Annotated in this window: 14 protein-coding genes; 7 read left to right on the top strand and 7 right to left on the bottom strand. The window is 69.3% G+C overall.

The features are described from left to right. Positions 1-69 precede the first annotated feature (69 nt). The 3 genes from AB0D44_RS00870 to AB0D44_RS00860 all read right to left on the bottom strand — a co-directional run bounded on the left by AB0D44_RS00870 (position 70) and on the right by AB0D44_RS00860 (position 3,175). Complete coding sequence (locus tag AB0D44_RS00870) at positions 70-1,335, bottom strand: MFS transporter (RefSeq protein WP_362582428.1); 1,266 nt, start codon at positions 1,333-1,335, stop codon at positions 70-72. 105 nt (positions 1,336-1,440) lie between these two features. Beyond that, positions 1,441-2,523 (bottom strand): inositol-3-phosphate synthase, encoded by a 1,083-nt coding sequence (locus AB0D44_RS00865; protein ID WP_362582425.1) that lies wholly within the window; start codon positions 2,521-2,523, stop codon positions 1,441-1,443. A gap of 49 nt (positions 2,524-2,572) precedes the next feature. Further along, positions 2,573-3,175 (bottom strand): helix-turn-helix transcriptional regulator, encoded by a 603-nt coding sequence (locus tag AB0D44_RS00860; protein ID WP_362582423.1) that lies wholly within the window; start codon positions 3,173-3,175, stop codon positions 2,573-2,575. A 294-nt stretch (positions 3,176-3,469) separates the two neighbouring features. On the opposite strand from AB0D44_RS00860, the gene AB0D44_RS00855 reads away from it, so the two are divergent. Together AB0D44_RS00855 and AB0D44_RS00850 are read left to right on the top strand one after the other, a co-directional pair. Beyond that, complete coding sequence (locus AB0D44_RS00855; RefSeq protein ID WP_362582420.1) at positions 3,470-6,067, top strand: transglycosylase domain-containing protein; 2,598 nt, start codon at positions 3,470-3,472, stop codon at positions 6,065-6,067. An 88-nt stretch (positions 6,068-6,155) separates the two neighbouring features. Beyond that, complete coding sequence (locus AB0D44_RS00850) at positions 6,156-7,616, top strand: glycosyltransferase 87 family protein (protein WP_362582417.1); 1,461 nt, start codon at positions 6,156-6,158, stop codon at positions 7,614-7,616. A 42-nt stretch (positions 7,617-7,658) separates the two neighbouring features. Here AB0D44_RS00850 and AB0D44_RS00845 read toward each other — a convergent pair whose 3' ends face one another. The 3 genes from AB0D44_RS00845 to AB0D44_RS00835 form a co-directional block, all read right to left on the bottom strand. Next, positions 7,659-8,690 carry an alanine racemase gene (locus AB0D44_RS00845; RefSeq protein WP_362582414.1) on the bottom strand — a complete coding sequence of 344 codons (1,032 nt, stop codon included), beginning with the start codon at positions 8,688-8,690 and terminating at the stop codon, positions 7,659-7,661. A 64-nt stretch (positions 8,691-8,754) separates the two neighbouring features. Then, positions 8,755-9,873 (bottom strand): peptidoglycan bridge formation glycyltransferase FemA/FemB family protein, encoded by a 1,119-nt coding sequence (locus AB0D44_RS00840; RefSeq protein ID WP_361750171.1) that lies wholly within the window; start codon positions 9,871-9,873, stop codon positions 8,755-8,757. Between the two features lie 132 nt (positions 9,874-10,005). Beyond that, on the bottom strand, positions 10,006-10,329 hold the full coding sequence (locus AB0D44_RS00835; RefSeq protein WP_362582412.1) for a hypothetical protein: 324 nt from the start codon (positions 10,327-10,329) through the stop codon (positions 10,006-10,008). 248 nt (positions 10,330-10,577) lie between these two features. Here AB0D44_RS00835 and rpsF point away from each other — a divergent pair, with 248 nt between their 5' ends. The 4 genes from rpsF to rplI all read left to right on the top strand — a co-directional run bounded on the left by rpsF (position 10,578) and on the right by rplI (position 12,282). Next, positions 10,578-10,868, top strand: coding sequence for a 30S ribosomal protein S6 (gene rpsF, locus AB0D44_RS00830; RefSeq protein ID WP_004950685.1), 291 nt, complete (start codon positions 10,578-10,580; stop codon positions 10,866-10,868). A 72-nt stretch (positions 10,869-10,940) separates the two neighbouring features. Then, positions 10,941-11,537 carry a single-stranded DNA-binding protein gene (locus AB0D44_RS00825; RefSeq protein ID WP_362582409.1) on the top strand — a complete coding sequence of 199 codons (597 nt, stop codon included), beginning with the start codon at positions 10,941-10,943 and terminating at the stop codon, positions 11,535-11,537. A gap of 43 nt (positions 11,538-11,580) precedes the next feature. Further along, entirely contained in the window at positions 11,581-11,817 is a 237-nt protein-coding gene (gene rpsR / locus AB0D44_RS00820; protein WP_005315025.1) for a 30S ribosomal protein S18, read from the top strand. 18 nt (positions 11,818-11,835) lie between these two features. Beyond that, entirely contained in the window at positions 11,836-12,282 is a 447-nt protein-coding gene (rplI, locus tag AB0D44_RS00815; RefSeq protein WP_030008386.1) for a 50S ribosomal protein L9, read from the top strand. A gap of 124 nt (positions 12,283-12,406) precedes the next feature. On the opposite strand, the gene AB0D44_RS00810 is transcribed toward rplI, so the two are convergent. Continuing rightward, positions 12,407-13,744, bottom strand: a complete 1,338-nt coding sequence (locus AB0D44_RS00810; protein WP_362582406.1) for an MATE family efflux transporter — start codon at positions 13,742-13,744, stop codon at positions 12,407-12,409. Between the two features lie 453 nt (positions 13,745-14,197). Here AB0D44_RS00810 and dnaB point away from each other — a divergent pair, with 453 nt between their 5' ends. Continuing rightward, positions 14,198-15,667 carry a replicative DNA helicase gene (gene dnaB, locus AB0D44_RS00805; RefSeq protein ID WP_362582840.1) on the top strand — a complete coding sequence of 490 codons (1,470 nt, stop codon included), beginning with the start codon at positions 14,198-14,200 and terminating at the stop codon, positions 15,665-15,667.

The following is a 15,667-nucleotide window of genomic DNA, read 5'->3' as shown; positions in this document are numbered from 1 at the left end:
CTTGACCAGTGCCTTGAGGACGATGGCGTCCATCTCGGGCGTGATCTCGGGGTCGAAGTTCGACGGGGGTCACGTGAAACACCGCCGCCGGCCCAGCAGCGCCGCGGTGGCGGCGTAGAGGGCGGTCACGCAGAGGATCAGCGGCACGGACCGCCCGCTGGCGGGGAGCATCAGGGAGGCCACCGCCGCGGCGCCGACGAAGGCGATGTTGAAGAGCACGTCGTAGACGGAGAAGACGCGGCCGCGGTAGTCGTCGTCCACCCGGGACTGCACGACCGTGTCGGTGGAGATCTTGGCGCCCTGGGTGGCGAGGCCGAGGACGAACGCGGCGGCCAGCATCGGTCCGGGGGCGAAGAACAGCCCCAGCGCCGGGACCAGGACCGCGGCGCCCGCGGAGCAGGCCGTGATCCAGCCCAGCGGTCCCAGCCGGTCCACCAGCCAGGGAGTGACGACGGCGGCCGTGAAGAACCCGGCCCCCGAGACGCCGACCGCGACCCCCAGGAGGGCGAGCCCGTCGGACTCGTTGTCCGACCACGAGTAGCGGCACAGCATGAGCAGCATGACGAACAGCGCCCCGTAGCAGAACCGCATCATGGTCATCGCGGTGAGCGCCCGGGCGGCCTCCCGTCGGGAGGCGAGGTGGCGCAGCCCCTCGGCCATGCCCCGGACGGTGAGGGCCACGCCCTCGGAGACCGAGGGGTGGAGCAGCCCCGGCGGGTGGTCGGGGCCCAGGAGACCGACGGCCAGGCGCAGGGAGGCGAGGGCCGCGGTCAGGTAGAGCCCGGCCCCCAGCAGGATCACGAGCGCGTCGGCGTCGGCGGCCAGCAGCCGGACGAGGAAGGCCAGTCCCCCGCCGGCGGTCGCAGCGAGGGTGCCGGCGGTCGGGGAGAGGGCGTTCGCCGTGACCAGCTGGCCGGGGCCGACGACGCGGGGCAGCGACGCGGAGAGCCCGGCCAGGACGAAGCGGTTGACGGCGGTCACGGACAGCGCCGACGCGTAGAACAGCCAGTCGGGGACCTGGGCGACGATCAGCATGCCGGTGATGCAGGCGAGGAACGCCCGCAGCAGGTTGCCGTAGAGGAAGACCTGGCGGCGGCGCCAGCGGTCGAGCAGCACCCCGGCGAACGGGCCGATCGCGGAATACGGCAGCAGGAGTACCGCCATGGCCGAGGCGATGGCCGCCGGTGAGGTCTGCTTCTCGGGGGAGAAGACGACGTAGGTGGCGAGCGCGACCTGGTAGACGCCGTCCGCCGCCTGGGAGAGCAGCCGTACGGCGAGCAGGTTGCGGAAGTCCCTCAGGCGCAGGAGTACGCGCAGATCACGTACGACGGGCATGAGGGCAAGGGTCACATACGCGGAGGGTCCCCGGGCATATTGCCCGGGGACCCTCCGCGGAAGAACTGCCGAAGTCCAGGTGTCCTCGCGGACCTGGGGGTCCGGCTAGCGCTCGACCTCGCCCTTGATGAACTTCTCGACGTTCGCGTAGGCCTCGTCGTCGAAGTACTGCACCGGCGGGGACTTCATGAAGTAGCTGGACGCCGACAGGATCGGGCCGCCGATACCGCGGTCCTTGGCGATCTTCGCGGCGCGCAGGGCGTCGATGATGACACCGGCGGAGTTCGGGGAGTCCCACACCTCGAGCTTGTACTCGAGGTTCAGCGGGACGTCGCCGAAGGCGCGGCCCTCGAGGCGGACGTAGGCCCACTTGCGGTCGTCGAGCCACGCCACGTAGTCGGACGGGCCGATGTGGACGTTCTTCTCGCCGAGCTCACGGTCGGGGATCTGCGAGGTGACGGCCTGCGTCTTGGAGATCTTCTTCGACTCGAGGCGGTCGCGCTCGAGCATGTTCTTGAAGTCCATGTTGCCGCCGACGTTGAGCTGCATGGTGCGCTCGAGACGGACACCGCGGTCCTCGAACAGCTTGGCCATCACGCGGTGCGTGATGGTGGCGCCGACCTGCGACTTGATGTCGTCGCCGACGATCGGGACACCGGCCTCGGTGAACTTGTCGGCCCACTCCTTGGTGCCGGCGATGAAGACCGGGAGGGCGTTGACGAAGGCGACCTTGGCGTCGATGGCGCACTGGGCGTAGAACTTCGCCGCGTCCTCGGAGCCGACGGGCAGGTAGCAGATGAGGACGTCGACCTGGCGGTCCTTGAGGATCTGCACCACGTCGACCGGAGCCTCGGCGGACTCCTCGATGGTCATGCGGTAGTACTTGCCCAGGCCGTCCAGGGTGTGGCCGCGCTGGACGGTCACACCGGTGTTCGGGACGTCGCAGATCTTGATGGTGTTGTTCTCGCTGGCGCCGATGGCGTCCGAAAGGTCGAGGCCGACCTTCTTCGCGTCGACGTCGAACGCGGCGACGAACTCGATGTCACGCACGTGGTAGTCGCCGAACTGGACGTGCATCAGCCCGGGGACCTTGGACGCCGGGTCGGCGTCCTTGTAGTACTCGACGCCCTGCACCAGCGAGGCGGCGCAGTTGCCCACGCCGACGATGGCTACGCGAACCGAACCCATTCCGGTTGCTCCCTGTTTGTTCTCGGACGAGGCCTGCGAGATGCAGGCCTCATTTTTCAGTTTCGTCGGACGGACCGGATCGTCTGCGATCCCGACCCGCCCGCTCACTCTCGATGAGCTCGTTCAGCCAGCGCACTTCGCGCTCCACGGACTCCATGCCGTGCCGCTGCAGCTCGAGCGTGTAGTCGTCGAGGCGTTCCCGCGTGCGGGCCAGTGAGGCGCGCATCTTCTCCAGGCGCTCCTCCAGCCGGCTGCGGCGGCCCTCCAGTACCCGCATGCGCACATCTCGTTCGGTCTGGCCGAAGAAGGCGAAGCGGGCGGCGAAGGACTCGTCCTCCCAGGTGTCGGGTCCCGTGTGGGAGAGGAGCTCCTCGAAGTGCTCCTTGCCCGCGGCCGTCAACCGGTAGACGATCTTGGCGCGCCGCCCTGCGAGTGAAGCGGCGAGCGCGTCTTCCGGGGCGCTACCCGGCTCTTCGATCAACCAGCCGTTGGCGACGAGCGTCTTGAGGCAGGGATAGAGCGTCCCGTAGCTGAAGGCCCTGAAGACCCCGAGCGAGGTGTTGAGCCGCTTGCGCAGCTCGTACCCGTGCATGGGGGATTCGCGAAGCAGGCCGAGGACGGCGAATTCGAGGATGCCTGAGCGCCTGCTCATCCGCCTGCCTCTCCTCCGACTCTGACTCCAGGCTCTGGCTCTGAAGTCTTTATGCCGAGCTGATGTATCGACTCGATACATCCAGACGATAGAACGGTGTGCGTCCAGCGACAAGGGGTGACGTGGTGACCGGCGTCACATCACCAATTCGTACGAGGCAAGTTGCCTGATTTGGGGTGAACTTCGGCACTGGTCGGGTTTTGAGCGTGCGTAGTCTGTGCGCCAGGACACCGGGGGAACCGGAATTCACCTGCCGCTTCCAGGCCACTCGCCTGCCCGAGGAGTAGTCGTTCGATGAGCGAGCACCGCCGCAAACCGTCGCAGCCCCAAGGTGGTGGGCGAGCCTCGGCCCGCCGGGCTGCCCAGCAGCGTCCCGGCCGGGGCGCCGGATCCGGGCGTGACGTCCCCACCGCCTCGCACAGCGGCCCGTATGCGGAACCGTCCGCACACGGCAGCCGCGCCGAGGCCCGCCGGGCCGCCCAGAGAGGCTCTGCAGGCCGTGGCAGAGGCTCCGGCCGGGCCGCCCGCGGCACCGGCCGCCCGGACAAGCGCCTCATCAACTACCCGCGGTCCGACCGGGAGGGCTGGAAGCGCTTCCTGCCCTCCTGGAAGCTCGTGTCCGGCACGGCACTGGGCTTCTTCGCGATCATCACCGCCGGAGCGGGCATCGGCATCGCCATGGTGAACACGCCCGACCCGAACAAGGCGGCCCAGGCCCAGAACAACGTGTTCGAGTGGGCCGACGGCAGCCAGATGGTGGCGACCGGCGGTTCGATGAACCGGCAGATCGTCCCGATCTCCGACATCCCCCGGTCGATGCGGGACGCCGTGATCGCCGCGGAGAACGAGTCCTTCGAGACGGACAAGGGCGTCGACCCGATGGGCATCGCCCGGGCCGTCTGGAAGATGGCCACCGGCGGCTCCACCCAGGGCGGCTCGACGATCACCCAGCAGTACGTGAAGAACACCTACCTGGACTCGGACCAGACGCTCAAGCGCAAGGTCACCGAGCTCTTCATCGCGATAAAGCTGGGTGTCTCCGAGGAGAAGGACACGGTCCTCGCGGGCTACCTCAACACCGCCTACTACGGGCGCGACGCCTACGGCATCCAGGCCGCGGCCCGCGCCTACTTCGGCAAGGACTGCAAGGACCTCAACCCCGCCGAGAGCGCCTTCCTGGCCTCCGTGCTCAAGGGACCGAACCTCTACAACCCGGACGGCGGCATCGGCGCGGCCGCCACCCCCGCCCTCAACGAGCAGCGGGCCAGGAAGCGCTGGGCCTGGGTGCTCGACCGCGAGGTCGAGGTCGGCCGGATGGACAAGGCCGAGCGCGCCAAGTACACGGACGCGGAGTTCCCCGCGCGCGTGGAGTCGGAGCAGGCCCGCGGCATGACCGGCCAGATCGGCTACCTGGTCGACACGGCCAAGGCCTACGTGATGAAGACCGCGCACATCACCGCCGAGCAGATGGCCCTGGGCGGCTACACGATCAGGACCACCTTCGAGAAGCCGAAGGTCGACGCCCTGGCCAAGGCCGTCGAGGACACCCGCAACGAGTTCCTCGACGAGAAGAAGCGCCCGGAGTACGACACGTTCGTGCAGTTCGGCGCCTCGTCGGTGGACGTGAAGACCGGGAAGATCGTCGCCCTCTACGGCGGGCCCGGCTGGGACCAGAAGTACTTCAGCAACAACGCCAACACCAGCGGTGTCCCGGTCGGCTCGACCTGGAAGCCGTACGTGCTGGCGGCGGCGATGGAGTACGGCACCCAGAACTCCAAGGGCCAGGGCATCTCGGTCGACAGCAAGTACCAGGCCAACGACCTCACCGTGATCAACAACCGGGAGGGCAAGCCGCTGCGCGACGCCTCCGGCAACCCGTTCAAGCAGAAGAACGAGAGCCCCACCCCCTACGGCTACGTGACCCTCACCGAGGCGATGGAGAAGTCCATCAACGTGCCGTTCGCCCAGCTCGTCTTCGACGTCGGCCACGACAAGGTGCGCAACGTGGCCAAGTCCACGGGCATCCTGGAAGAGTCCCTGAACCCGAACAACGACGCCTCCTTCGCGCTGGGCACCTCGACCCCCAGTGCGATCCGGATGGCCGACTCGTACGCCACCTTCGCCGCCTCCGGCACGCACCACGAGCCGTACTCCGTGACCGAGGTCAAGAAGAACGGCGACAAGCTGCCCGGCTTCGAAGCCCCCAAGGCCGAACGCGCCATGGACAACGCCGTCGCGGACAACGTCACCAAGGTCCTGCAGAACGTCGTCGAGAACGGCACCGGCACCAAGGCCAAGAAGCTGGGCCGGCCCGCCGCGGGCAAGACCGGTACGACCGACGAGAACAAGTCGGCCTGGTTCGTCGGCTACACCCCGGAGCTGTCCACCTCCGTCGTCCTCTTCCGCTCCAACCCGAACTCGAAGGACAAGGAACTCCAGTCCATGAAGGGCGTGGGAGGCACCGACTCCATCCACGGTGGTGACATCCCGGCCGTCATCTGGACCGAGTACATGCGCGAGGCGCTCAAGGGCGCCCCGGTCACGCCGTTCCCGGAGGCCGAGGACATCGGTGTGAAGGCCGACTCCGCGGGCGCCCCCTCCCCGACCCCCTCGGCCCCCGCTTCTCCGTCCGCGTCGCCCTCGCCCTCGCCCTCGAGCTCCCCGCCGCCGGTCTCCCCGTCCCCGTCGAAGGGCGGCAAGCCGTCCTGCAAGCCGTGGGAGCTGTACTGCGAACCGACCTCCACCGGCGGGACCACCACCGGCGGGACGAACGGCGGGACCGACGGCGGGATCATCGGCGGGCCCAGCGGAACGGCGTCCCCGACGAACACCGCCAGACCCGGCCGCCCGGGCGGCAGCACCGGCTGGCCCACCGCGGCGGCGGCCGACTGACCGGTCCCGCCCATCGGACCCGGGGAAGGCCGTCGCACGGGTGCGACGGCCTTCCCCCATGTCCGGCCCCGTACGGCAGGATGAGCCCATGACCAAGGTGCACGAGGACAGCCCCGTACTGCCCACCCAGCAGGACGAGGTCGCCGCAGCGGGCAGTGGGTTCCTCGGCGGCCCGCTCGGCCGCCACGCCCGGCTCGGCGGCCACTGGCTGGGGCCCGTCCGCGTGGTGGCCCTCATCGCCATCGGCATGTTCGCGCTGGGCATGGTGCAGAAACTGCCCTGCTACGACTGGGCGTGGTTCCAGGGGGCCACCTCCCAGTACACCCACGCCTGCTACTCCGACATCCCGCACCTCTACGCGGTGCGCGGCTTCGCCGACAACCTGACCCCGTACTTCGACCGGATCCCCGGCGACATGGAGTACCTGGAGTACCCCGTGCTCACCGGGCTCTTCATGGAGGTCGCCTCCTGGCTCACCCCCGGCACCGGCTCCATGCAGCACCGCGAGCAGATGTACTGGATGGTCAACGCGGGCATGCTGATGGCCTGCGCGGCCGTCATCGCCGTGTGCGTGGCACGGACCCACCGCCGCCGCCCCTGGGACGCCCTGCTCTTCGCCCTCGCCCCGGCCTTCGCGCTCACCGCGACGATCAACTGGGACCTGCTGGCCATCGCCCTGACCGCGGCCGGGATGCTCATGTGGTCCCGCGGCCGGGCCGTGCTCTTCGGCGTCTTCATCGGCCTGGCCACCGCGGCGAAGCTCTACCCGGTCCTGTTGCTCGGCGTGCTGTTCGTGCTCTGCTGGCGGGCCGGGAAGTGGCGGGCCTTCGGCGCCGCCGCCCTCGGCGCGGCCGGATCCTGGCTCGTGGTGAACCTGCCCGTCATGGTCTACGCCTGGGAGGGCTGGACGAAGTTCTACACCTTCAGCCAGGAACGGCCCATCGACTTCGGCTCCGTGTGGCTGCTGATCTCCCAGCGCTCGGGCAACCCCCTGGACGGCGCCAACACCTACGCGACCGGGCTGACCCTCGTGCTCTGCGGAGCCATCGCCCTGCTCACGCTGACCGCCCCGCGCCGGCCCCGCTTCGCCCAGCTGGCCTTCCTGGTCGTCGCCGCCTTCATCCTGTGCAACAAGGTCTACTCGCCGCAGTACGTGCTCTGGCTCATCCCGCTCGCGGCGCTGGCCCGGCCGCGCTGGCGGGACTTCCTGATCTGGCAGGCCACCGAGGTCGTGTACTTCCTCGGGATCTGGTTCTACCTGGCCTACACGGGCAGCGGGGACAAGCACCAGGGCCTGCCCACGGAGGGCTACCAGCTGGCGATCGCCGCCCATCTGCTGGGCACCCTCTACCTGTGCGCGGTCATCGTCCGCGACATCCGGATGCCCGAGCGGGACGTCGTGCGCCGGGACGGATCGGACGACCCCTCCGGCGGCGTCCTGGACGGGGCCGAGGACGTGTTCGTGCTGTCGGACGCAGCGAGGGCGCCGCAGTACGCGACGCCCTCGGAGGGACAGCGGGTCGACTGGGGCATGGCCGCCAAGGAATGACCCGGGCGCGCCGGCCGGTCGCGGACCGGCCGGCGGGCGGCGTCAGGCGTCGAGCACCCGGTCGAACTGCGTGGTGGTGTGGCGCAGGTGCGCCACCAGCTCGTCGCCGACCTTCGGCTCTGGCGCGTCCGACGGCACGAAGAGGATCGACACCTGCATGTGCGGGGGCTCGGCGAACCAGCGCTGCTTGCCCGCCCAGACGAAGGGCGACAGGTTGCGGTTGACGGTGGCCAGGCCCGCCCGGGCGACGCCCTTGGCGCGCGGCATCACGCCGTGGAGGGCCTTGGGGGCCTCCAGGCCCACCCCGTGCGAGGTCCCGCCTGCCACGACGACCAGCCAGCCGTCGGAGGCAGCCTTCTGCTGGCGGTAGCCGAAGCGGTCGCCCTTGGCCACGCGCGTGACGTCGAGGACCGCGCCGCGGTACTCGGTCGCGTCGTGGTCACCCAGCCACAGCCGGGTGCCGATCCGCGCACGGAAGCGGGTCTGCGGGAACTGCTGCTGGAGGCGGGCCAGTTCCTCCGCCCGCAGGTGGCTGACGAACATGGTGTGCAGCGGCAGCCGGGCCGCGCGCAGCCGGTCCATCCAGCCGATGACCTCCTCGACGGCGTCCGAGCCGTCCGGGCGGTCCAGCGGCAGGTGCAGGGCGAAGCCCTCCAGCCGGACGTCCTCGATCGCCGCGTGCAGCTGTCCCAGGTCCTGCTCGGAGATGCCGTGGCGGCGCATCGAGCTCATGCACTCGATGACCACCCGGGCCCCGACCAGACCGCGGACCCCGTCCAGCGAGGACACCGAGCGGATGACCCGGTCGGGCAGCGGCACCGGGTCCTCGCCCCGCCGGAACGGGGTGAGGACGAGCAGGTCGCCGCCGAACCAGTCCTTGATGCTGGCGGCCTCGTACGTCGTCCCGACGGCCAGGACGTCGGCGCCCATCCGGGTCGCCTCCTCGCACAGGCGCTCGTGGCCGAAGCCGTACCCGTTGCCCTTGCAGACCGGGATCATCCCGGGGAACTGGTCCTGGATCTGCTTCTGGTGCGCACGCCAGCGCGCGGTGTCGACGTAGAGCGTGAGCGCCATGCCCGTCCGGAACCTCTCCTGAAAAGCTGCGGGTGCAGCGGTGCGTGGGTGGGTGGGGGTGGGATCAGCGACGCGACATGTAGATGTCGAGCGCCTTGTGCAGCACCTTGTTGAGCGGGAAGTCCCACTCGCCGACGTACTCGACGGCCTCGCCGCCCGTGCCGACCTTGAACTGGATCAGACCGAACAGGTGGTCGTTCTCGTCCAGCGTGTCAGAGATGCCGCGCAGGTCGTAGACGCTCGCGCCCAGCGCGTAGGAATCGCGCAGCATGCGCCACTGCATCGCGTTGGACGGGCGCACCTCGCGCTTGTGGTTGGCGGAGGCGCCGTACGAGTACCAGACGTGCTGGCCGACGGTGAGCATCGTGGCGGCGGCCAGCGGCTCCCCCTCGTGCTTGGCGATGTACAGCCGCATCCGGTTGGGGTCCTCGGAGTTGAGGGCCGTCCACTGGCGCTGGAAGTAACTGAGCGGGCGCGGGCGGAACTTGTCGCGCTCGGCGGTGATCTCGTACAGGTGCTGCCAGGTCGGCAGGTCCTCGTAGCCGCCCTGGACGACCTCGACGCCGGCCTTCTCGGCCTTCTTGATGTTGCGGCGCCACAGCTGGTTGAAGCCCTTGAGGACATCGTCCAGCGAGCGGTTGGCCAGCGGCACCTGGAAGACGTAGCGGGGCTGGACGTCGCCGAAACCGGCGCCGCCGTCCTCGGCCTGCTGCCAGCCCATGCGGCGCAGCTTGTCCGACACCTCGAAGGCGCGCGGCTCGATGACCGAGGCCTCCACGTCCCGCAGGCGCTTGACGTCGGGGTCCTGGATGCCCGCCTTGATGGCGGCGGAGTTCCAGCGGCGGATGACGACGGGCGGGCCCATCTTCACGGTGAAGGCGCCCTGGTTCTTGAGGTGGGCCAGCATCGGCTGGATCCACTCCTCCAGGTTCGGGGCGTACCAGTTGATGACCGGGCCCTCGGGCAGGTAGGCCAGGTACCGCTTCACCTTGGGCAGCTGGCGGTACAACACCAGAGCCACACCGACGAGTTCGCCGGACTTGTCGAACCAGCCGAGGTTCTCCGAACGCCACTCGTTCTTGACGTCGGCCCATGCCGGGACCTGGCAGTGGCTAGCCGAAGGCAGGCTCTGGAGGTAGGCCAGATGCTGCTCTCGGCTGATGGTGCTCAGGGACAGGCTCATGCGGGGTGTCTCCTCCGGCGGCTTCGCTGGCTATGGCGCGAAGCCTACTGCGACAGGGGCGCCACCCATCTGGGGGACGGGCCGCAGGCCGCGGGCGCGTCCGGGCGGCGCCCTGCCGCGGAGGTACCCCGGTCAGCCCAGCCAGCCGCCGAACAGGCCGCCGTGCGCCATGCCGAGGAAGAAGCCGAAGCCCGCTGCGCCAAGGCCGATGATCAGTGCGAAGCGCTCGCGTGTCGTGACGGAGATGAACTGTCCGTACGCACCGGTGAGGATCCCGATCAGCCCGGCCCACGAGCTGAGCAGGTGCAGGTGGTGGAAGAACGCCGTGATGAACGCCACGGCGCCGAGGACCAGGGTGACCGCCATCAGGGTGTCCTGCAGCGGGTGGGGCTTGCCGTCGGTCGAGAAGAGCGAGATCGGGGGCGGTGAGGACTGGGGTCGCATGGCCTGTGCCATCGGAAGGCACCTCCTGGCTGAAGCAGAGCGGTGCGCGGGGCGGCCTCCGGCGGGGCCGGGGGCATAGCACCGAGCACACCCGATGGATACAGATTGTGTCCCCCTGGCGCCGGATTTCAACCGGAAGGAGTCGAGCAGGTAGTCTGTACAGCTGCGCGGTGTCTGCTCTCGGACACCGTGCGCACGCATCACGACCCTCCTGCCACGGAACGACCGTGGCCGCTGAGTCCAAAGGAGGTGGGTTCCACATGCGTCACTACGAAGTGATGGTCATCCTCGACCCCGATCTCGAGGAGCGCGCTGTCTCCCCGCTGATCGAGAACTTCCTCTCCGTCGTCCGTGAGGGCAACGGAAAGGTCGAGAAGGTCGACACCTGGGGCCGTCGTCGTCTCGCTTACGAGATCAAGAAGAAGCCCGAGGGCATCTACTCGGTCATCGACCTCCAGGCCGAGCCTGCGGTCGTCAAGGAGCTTGACCGACAGATGAACCTGAACGAGTCGGTTCTCCGGACCAAGGTCCTTCGCCCCGAGACCCACTGAACTCCGGTTCAGCGGTAATCGGGATCGAGTAGCACAGCAGCCCAGCAGCAATCCCCGCCGAGAGGTTCATCCATGGCAGGCGAGACCGTCATCACGGTCGTCGGCAATCTCGTCGACGACCCCGAGCTGCGCTTCACCCCCTCGGGTGCGGCGGTCGCGAAGTTCCGTGTCGCGTCCACCCCCCGCACCTTCGACCGCCAGACCAATGAGTGGAAGGACGGCGAGAGCCTGTTCCTGACCTGCTCGGTGTGGCGGCAGGCGGCGGAGAACGTCGCCGAGTCCCTCCAGCGGGGCATGCGCGTCATCGTGCAGGGCCGGCTGAGGCAGCGGTCGTACGAGGACCGTGAGGGTGTCAAGCGCACGGTCTACGAGCTGGACGTCGAGGAAGTCGGCCCCAGCCTGAAGAACGCCACGGCCAAGGTCGCCAAGACCACCGGCCGCGGTGGCCAGGGTGGATACGGCGGCGGTGGCGGTCAGCAGCAGGGCGGCGGCGGTGGCTGGGGCGGAGCCCCCAGCGGCGGCGCCCCGCAGGGCGGCGGAGCTCCCTCCGACGACCCGTGGGCGTCCAGCGCGCCGGCCGGCGGCCAGCAGCAGGGCGGCGGCGGGGGCGGCTGGGGCGGAAGCTCCGGCGGCTCCGGCGGTGGCTACTCGGACGAGCCGCCCTTCTAGGGCAGCTCGCATCCACACTTCTTGATCACACAGGAGAGACACAATGGCGAAGCCGCCTGTGCGCAAGCCTAAGAAGAAGGTCTGCGCGTTCTGCAAGGACAAGACCGCTTACGTGGACTACAAGGACACGAACATGCTGCGGAAGTTCATTTCCGACCGCGGCAAGATCCGTGCCCGCCGCGTTACCGGCAACTGCACGCAGCACCAGCGTGACGTCGCCACGGCCGTGAAGAACAGCCGTGAGATGGCGCTGCTGCCCTACACGTCCACCGCGCGATAAGGAAAGGGTGACCGACTAATGAAGATCATCCTGACCCACGAGGTTTCTGGCCTCGGTGCCGCCGGCGATGTCGTCGACGTCAAGGACGGTTACGCTCGCAACTACCTGGTCCCGCGTGGTTTCGCGATCCGCTGGACCAAGGGTGGCGAGAAGGACGTGGCGCAGATCCGTCGCGCCCGCAAGATCCACGAGATCGCGACCATCGAGCAGGCCAACGAGGTCAAGGCCAAGCTCGAGGGCGTGAAGGTCCGTCTGGCCACCCGCGCGGGTGACGCCGGTCGTCTCTTCGGTTCCGTGACCCCGGCCGACATCGCCACGGCGATCGAGTCCTCGGGCGGCCCGAAGGTCGACAAGCGCCGCGTCGAGCTGGGCTCCCCGATCAAGACCCTCGGTTCGTACCAGGTCTCCGTGCGTCTGCACGCCGACGTGGCCGCGAACGTGGGCATCGAGGTCGTCGCCGCCTAAGGGCAGCGCACACGAAGGGCCGCACCCCGCTGGGGTGCGGCCCTTCGTCGTTGCCGGTTCCGGCGGCAGGGGAGGTGTTTCACGTGAAACATCGAGGGGGCGATGTTTCACGTGAAACACCGGCTTAGCGGGTGGCTCCCGCGACCAGCCACCGCCCCGAGCGGGCGCGCAGCTGGAGCGTGACCATCCGGACCAGCATCATCAGCGTCATGGCCCACCAGAGCGTCGTCAGGCCGCCTCCCACCGCGGGCACCAGGAGAGCCGCCGGGGTGAACACGGCGAGCGTCACCAGCATGGCCCGGGCCAGGTAGCGGCCGTCGCCCGCGCCCATCAGGACCCCGTCGAGGACGAAGACGATGCCGGAGACGGGCTGGGAGAGCGCGACGACGAGCAGGGCGGGCAGCAAGGCGTCCTCGACCGCCGGATCGCTGGTGAACAGCGGAATGAACACCGGGCGGGCCAGAACGACCAGCAGGCCGAGCACGACGCCGGAGGCGATCCCCCACTGCACCATGCGGCGGCAGACGGCCTTGGCGCCGCCGGTGTCGCCCGCGCCCAGATAGCGGCCGATGATCGCCTGTCCGGCGATCGCGATGGCGTCCAGGGCGAAGGCGAGCAGGCTCCACAGGGAGAGCAGGATCTGGTGGGCGGCGATGTCGGCGTCACCGAGGCGGGCGGCCACGGCGGTCGCGATCATCAGGATGGCGCGCAGGGACAGGGTCCGGACCAGCAGGGGTGCGCCCGCCTGTGCACAGGCCCGGATCCCCGCGAGGTCGGGACGCAGGGAGGCGTGGTGCCGCCGTGCCCCGCGTACGACCACGACGAGGTATGCGGCGGCCATGGCGCACTGGGCGATGACCGTGCCCCAGGCGGAGCCGGCGATGCCGAGGTCCGCACCGTAGACGAGGAGGGCGTTCAGGCCCGCGTTGAGGGCGAAACCCGCGACGGCGACGTAGAGCGGCGTACGGGTGTCCTGGAGGCCGCGCAGCACACCGGTGGCGGCGAGGACCATGAGCATGGCCGGGATACCGAGGGCGGAGATCCGCAGGTAGGTGATGGCGTACGGGGCGACGGTGTCGGATGCGCCGAAGACGGAGACCAGCCAGGGGGCAGCGGGCAGAACCACGGCGATGACGGCGGCGCCGAGGAGCAGGGCGAGCCAGATGCCGTCCATGCCCTGCCGGATGGCGGCCTGCAGGTCGCCCGCTCCGACCCTGCGGGAGACGGCGGCGGTGGTGGCGTAGGCGAGGAAGACGAAGACGCTCACGGCGGTGGTGAGCAGGGCCGCCGCGATGCCGAGGCCGGCCAGCTGGGGCGTCCCGAGGTGCCCGACGATGGCACTGTCGGCCATGACGAAGAGGGGCTCGGCGACGAGGGCGCCGAAGGCCGGGACGGCGAGCGCGAAGATCTCGCGGTCGTGCCGTCGCAGGGCGGCCTTCGATGCAGCGGGGGCCTGTGTCATGCGCTCAATCTAATCTTCCACAGGTAATAGATGCAACCAGCTTTGAATCCTTACTAACGCCCTGACTTGCGCGTCCTTCCCCACCCATTGGAGGCGATCTCGGAGCTGGGGCCAAGATTTTTCCGCAGCAGCGTCGCTGGAGAGGAAAATCCCAGGTCAGACGAGGTGAGGGGGTGGGTCAGGTGATTTTGTCCACAGCGTCGTCCCCCGGTCCGTGCACAGCTTCCGGGTACTTACCCACAGCATTGGCGCCGTCGTCCACATCTCATCCACACAGCCTGTGGATAACAAGATTGGCTGACGCCGCTGCCGGCCCTACCGTGGTGCGTTGCCCGACTCGCCGACAGGCGGCTACGGGTGCCCCACATGTCAGAGCCGTGCCCTAGAAAGAGTGGCACGGCGAGGTCCGCGTTGCGGACGGGAGGAGGCGGCCCGGTGAGCTTGCCCGAGCCCATGGACGACCCCTGGGCCGACAGCGGTCCGGGAGACCGTCTGCCCCCCCGCCCCCGGCGCAACGGCGAGGGCCGCAGCCGCGGGGACGAGCAGCACGACCGGGGCCGCGAGGGCGGCTCCTGGGACGGCGGCGGCGCGGGCGGCGGCTTCGAGCGCGTCCCCCCGCAGGACCTCGACGCCGAGCAGTCGGTCCTCGGCGGCATGCTGCTGTCCAAGGACGCGATCGCCGACGTCGTCGAGGTCCTCAAGGGCCACGACTTCTACCGGCCCTCGCACGAGACGATCTACCAGGCCATCCTCGACCTGTACGCCAAGGGAGAGCCGGCCGACCCGATCACGGTCGGCGCCGAGCTGACCCGGCGCGGCGAGATCAGCAAGGTGGGCGGGGCCTCGTACCTGCACACCCTGGTCCAGTCGGTCCCGACGGCGGCGAACGCCGAGTACTACGCGGAGATCGTCCACGAGCGTGCCGTCCTGCGCCGCCTGGTCGCGGCCGGTACGAAGATCACACAGATGGGCTACGCGGCCGACGGGGACGTCGACGAGATCGTCAACAGCGCCCAGGCCGAGATCTACGCGGTCACCGAGCAGCGGACCTCCGAGGACTACCTGCCGCTGGGCGACATCATGGAGGGCGCCCTCGACGAGATCGAGGCGATCGGCTCGCGCAGCGGCCAGATGTCCGGCGTGCCGACCGGCTTCACGGACCTCGACTCCCTGACCAACGGCCTGCACCCCGGCCAGATGATCGTCATCGCGGCCCGTCCCGCCATGGGCAAGTCCACGCTCGCGCTGGACTTCGCGCGCGCCTGCTCCATCAAGAGCAACCTGCCCAGCGTGATCTTCTCCCTCGAAATGGGGCGCAACGAGATCGCGATGCGCCTCCTGTCGGCCGAAGCCCGGGTGGCCCTGCACCACATGCGCTCGGGCACGATGACGGACGACGACTGGACCCGCCTCGCCCGGCGGATGCCGGACGTGTCCGCGGCCCCGCTCTACATCGACGATTCGCCCAACCTGTCGATGATGGAGATCCGCGCCAAGTGCCGCCGGCTCAAGCAGCGCAACGACCTCTCCCTCGTGGTCATCGACTACCTCCAGCTGATGCAGTCGGGTGGCTCGCGCCGTCCCGAGAGCCGCCAGCAGGAGGTCTCGGACATGTCCCGAAACCTCAAGCTGCTCGCGAAGGAGCTCGAGGTCCCGGTGATCGCGCTGTCCCAGCTGAACCGTGGTCCGGAGCAGCGCACCGACAAGAAGCCGATGGTCTCCGACCTGCGTGAGTCGGGCTCGATCGAGCAGGACGCCGACATGGTGATCCTGCTGCACCGCGAGGACGCGTACGAGAAGGAGTCCCCCCGCGCGGGCGAGGCGGACCTGATCGTCGCGAAGCACCGCAACGGCCCCACGGCGACGATCACGGTCGCCTTCCAGGGCCATTATTCGCGGTTCGTGGACATGGCGAACACATAG

It is taken from the genome of Streptomyces sp. NPDC048349 (genome assembly GCF_040651925.1).
Lineage (GTDB): Bacteria > Actinomycetota > Actinomycetes > Streptomycetales > Streptomycetaceae > Streptomyces.
The sequence above is the reverse complement of the archived record's forward strand: the minus strand, read 5'-3'. Positions and strand labels throughout refer to the sequence as shown.

Coding starts and splice junctions, on each gene's coding strand:
- AB0D44_RS00870 (WP_362582428.1), bottom strand. CDS start 1,335: ATGCCCGTCGTACGTGATCTGCGCGTACTCCTGCGCCTGAGGGACTTC.
- AB0D44_RS00865 (WP_362582425.1), bottom strand. CDS start 2,523: ATGGGTTCGGTTCGCGTAGCCATCGTCGGCGTGGGCAACTGCGCCGCC.
- AB0D44_RS00860 (WP_362582423.1), bottom strand. CDS start 3,175: ATGAGCAGGCGCTCAGGCATCCTCGAATTCGCCGTCCTCGGCCTGCTT.
- AB0D44_RS00855 (WP_362582420.1), top strand. CDS start 3,470: ATGAGCGAGCACCGCCGCAAACCGTCGCAGCCCCAAGGTGGTGGGCGA.
- AB0D44_RS00850 (WP_362582417.1), top strand. CDS start 6,156: ATGACCAAGGTGCACGAGGACAGCCCCGTACTGCCCACCCAGCAGGAC.
- AB0D44_RS00845 (WP_362582414.1), bottom strand. CDS start 8,690: ATGGCGCTCACGCTCTACGTCGACACCGCGCGCTGGCGTGCGCACCAG.
- AB0D44_RS00840 (WP_361750171.1), bottom strand. CDS start 9,873: ATGAGCCTGTCCCTGAGCACCATCAGCCGAGAGCAGCATCTGGCCTAC.
- AB0D44_RS00835 (WP_362582412.1), bottom strand. CDS start 10,329: ATGGCACAGGCCATGCGACCCCAGTCCTCACCGCCCCCGATCTCGCTC.
- rpsF (WP_004950685.1), top strand. CDS start 10,578: ATGCGTCACTACGAAGTGATGGTCATCCTCGACCCCGATCTCGAGGAG.
- AB0D44_RS00825 (WP_362582409.1), top strand. CDS start 10,941: ATGGCAGGCGAGACCGTCATCACGGTCGTCGGCAATCTCGTCGACGAC.
- rpsR (WP_005315025.1), top strand. CDS start 11,581: ATGGCGAAGCCGCCTGTGCGCAAGCCTAAGAAGAAGGTCTGCGCGTTC.
- rplI (WP_030008386.1), top strand. CDS start 11,836: ATGAAGATCATCCTGACCCACGAGGTTTCTGGCCTCGGTGCCGCCGGC.
- AB0D44_RS00810 (WP_362582406.1), bottom strand. CDS start 13,744: ATGACACAGGCCCCCGCTGCATCGAAGGCCGCCCTGCGACGGCACGAC.
- dnaB (WP_362582840.1), top strand. CDS start 14,198: ATGGACGACCCCTGGGCCGACAGCGGTCCGGGAGACCGTCTGCCCCCC.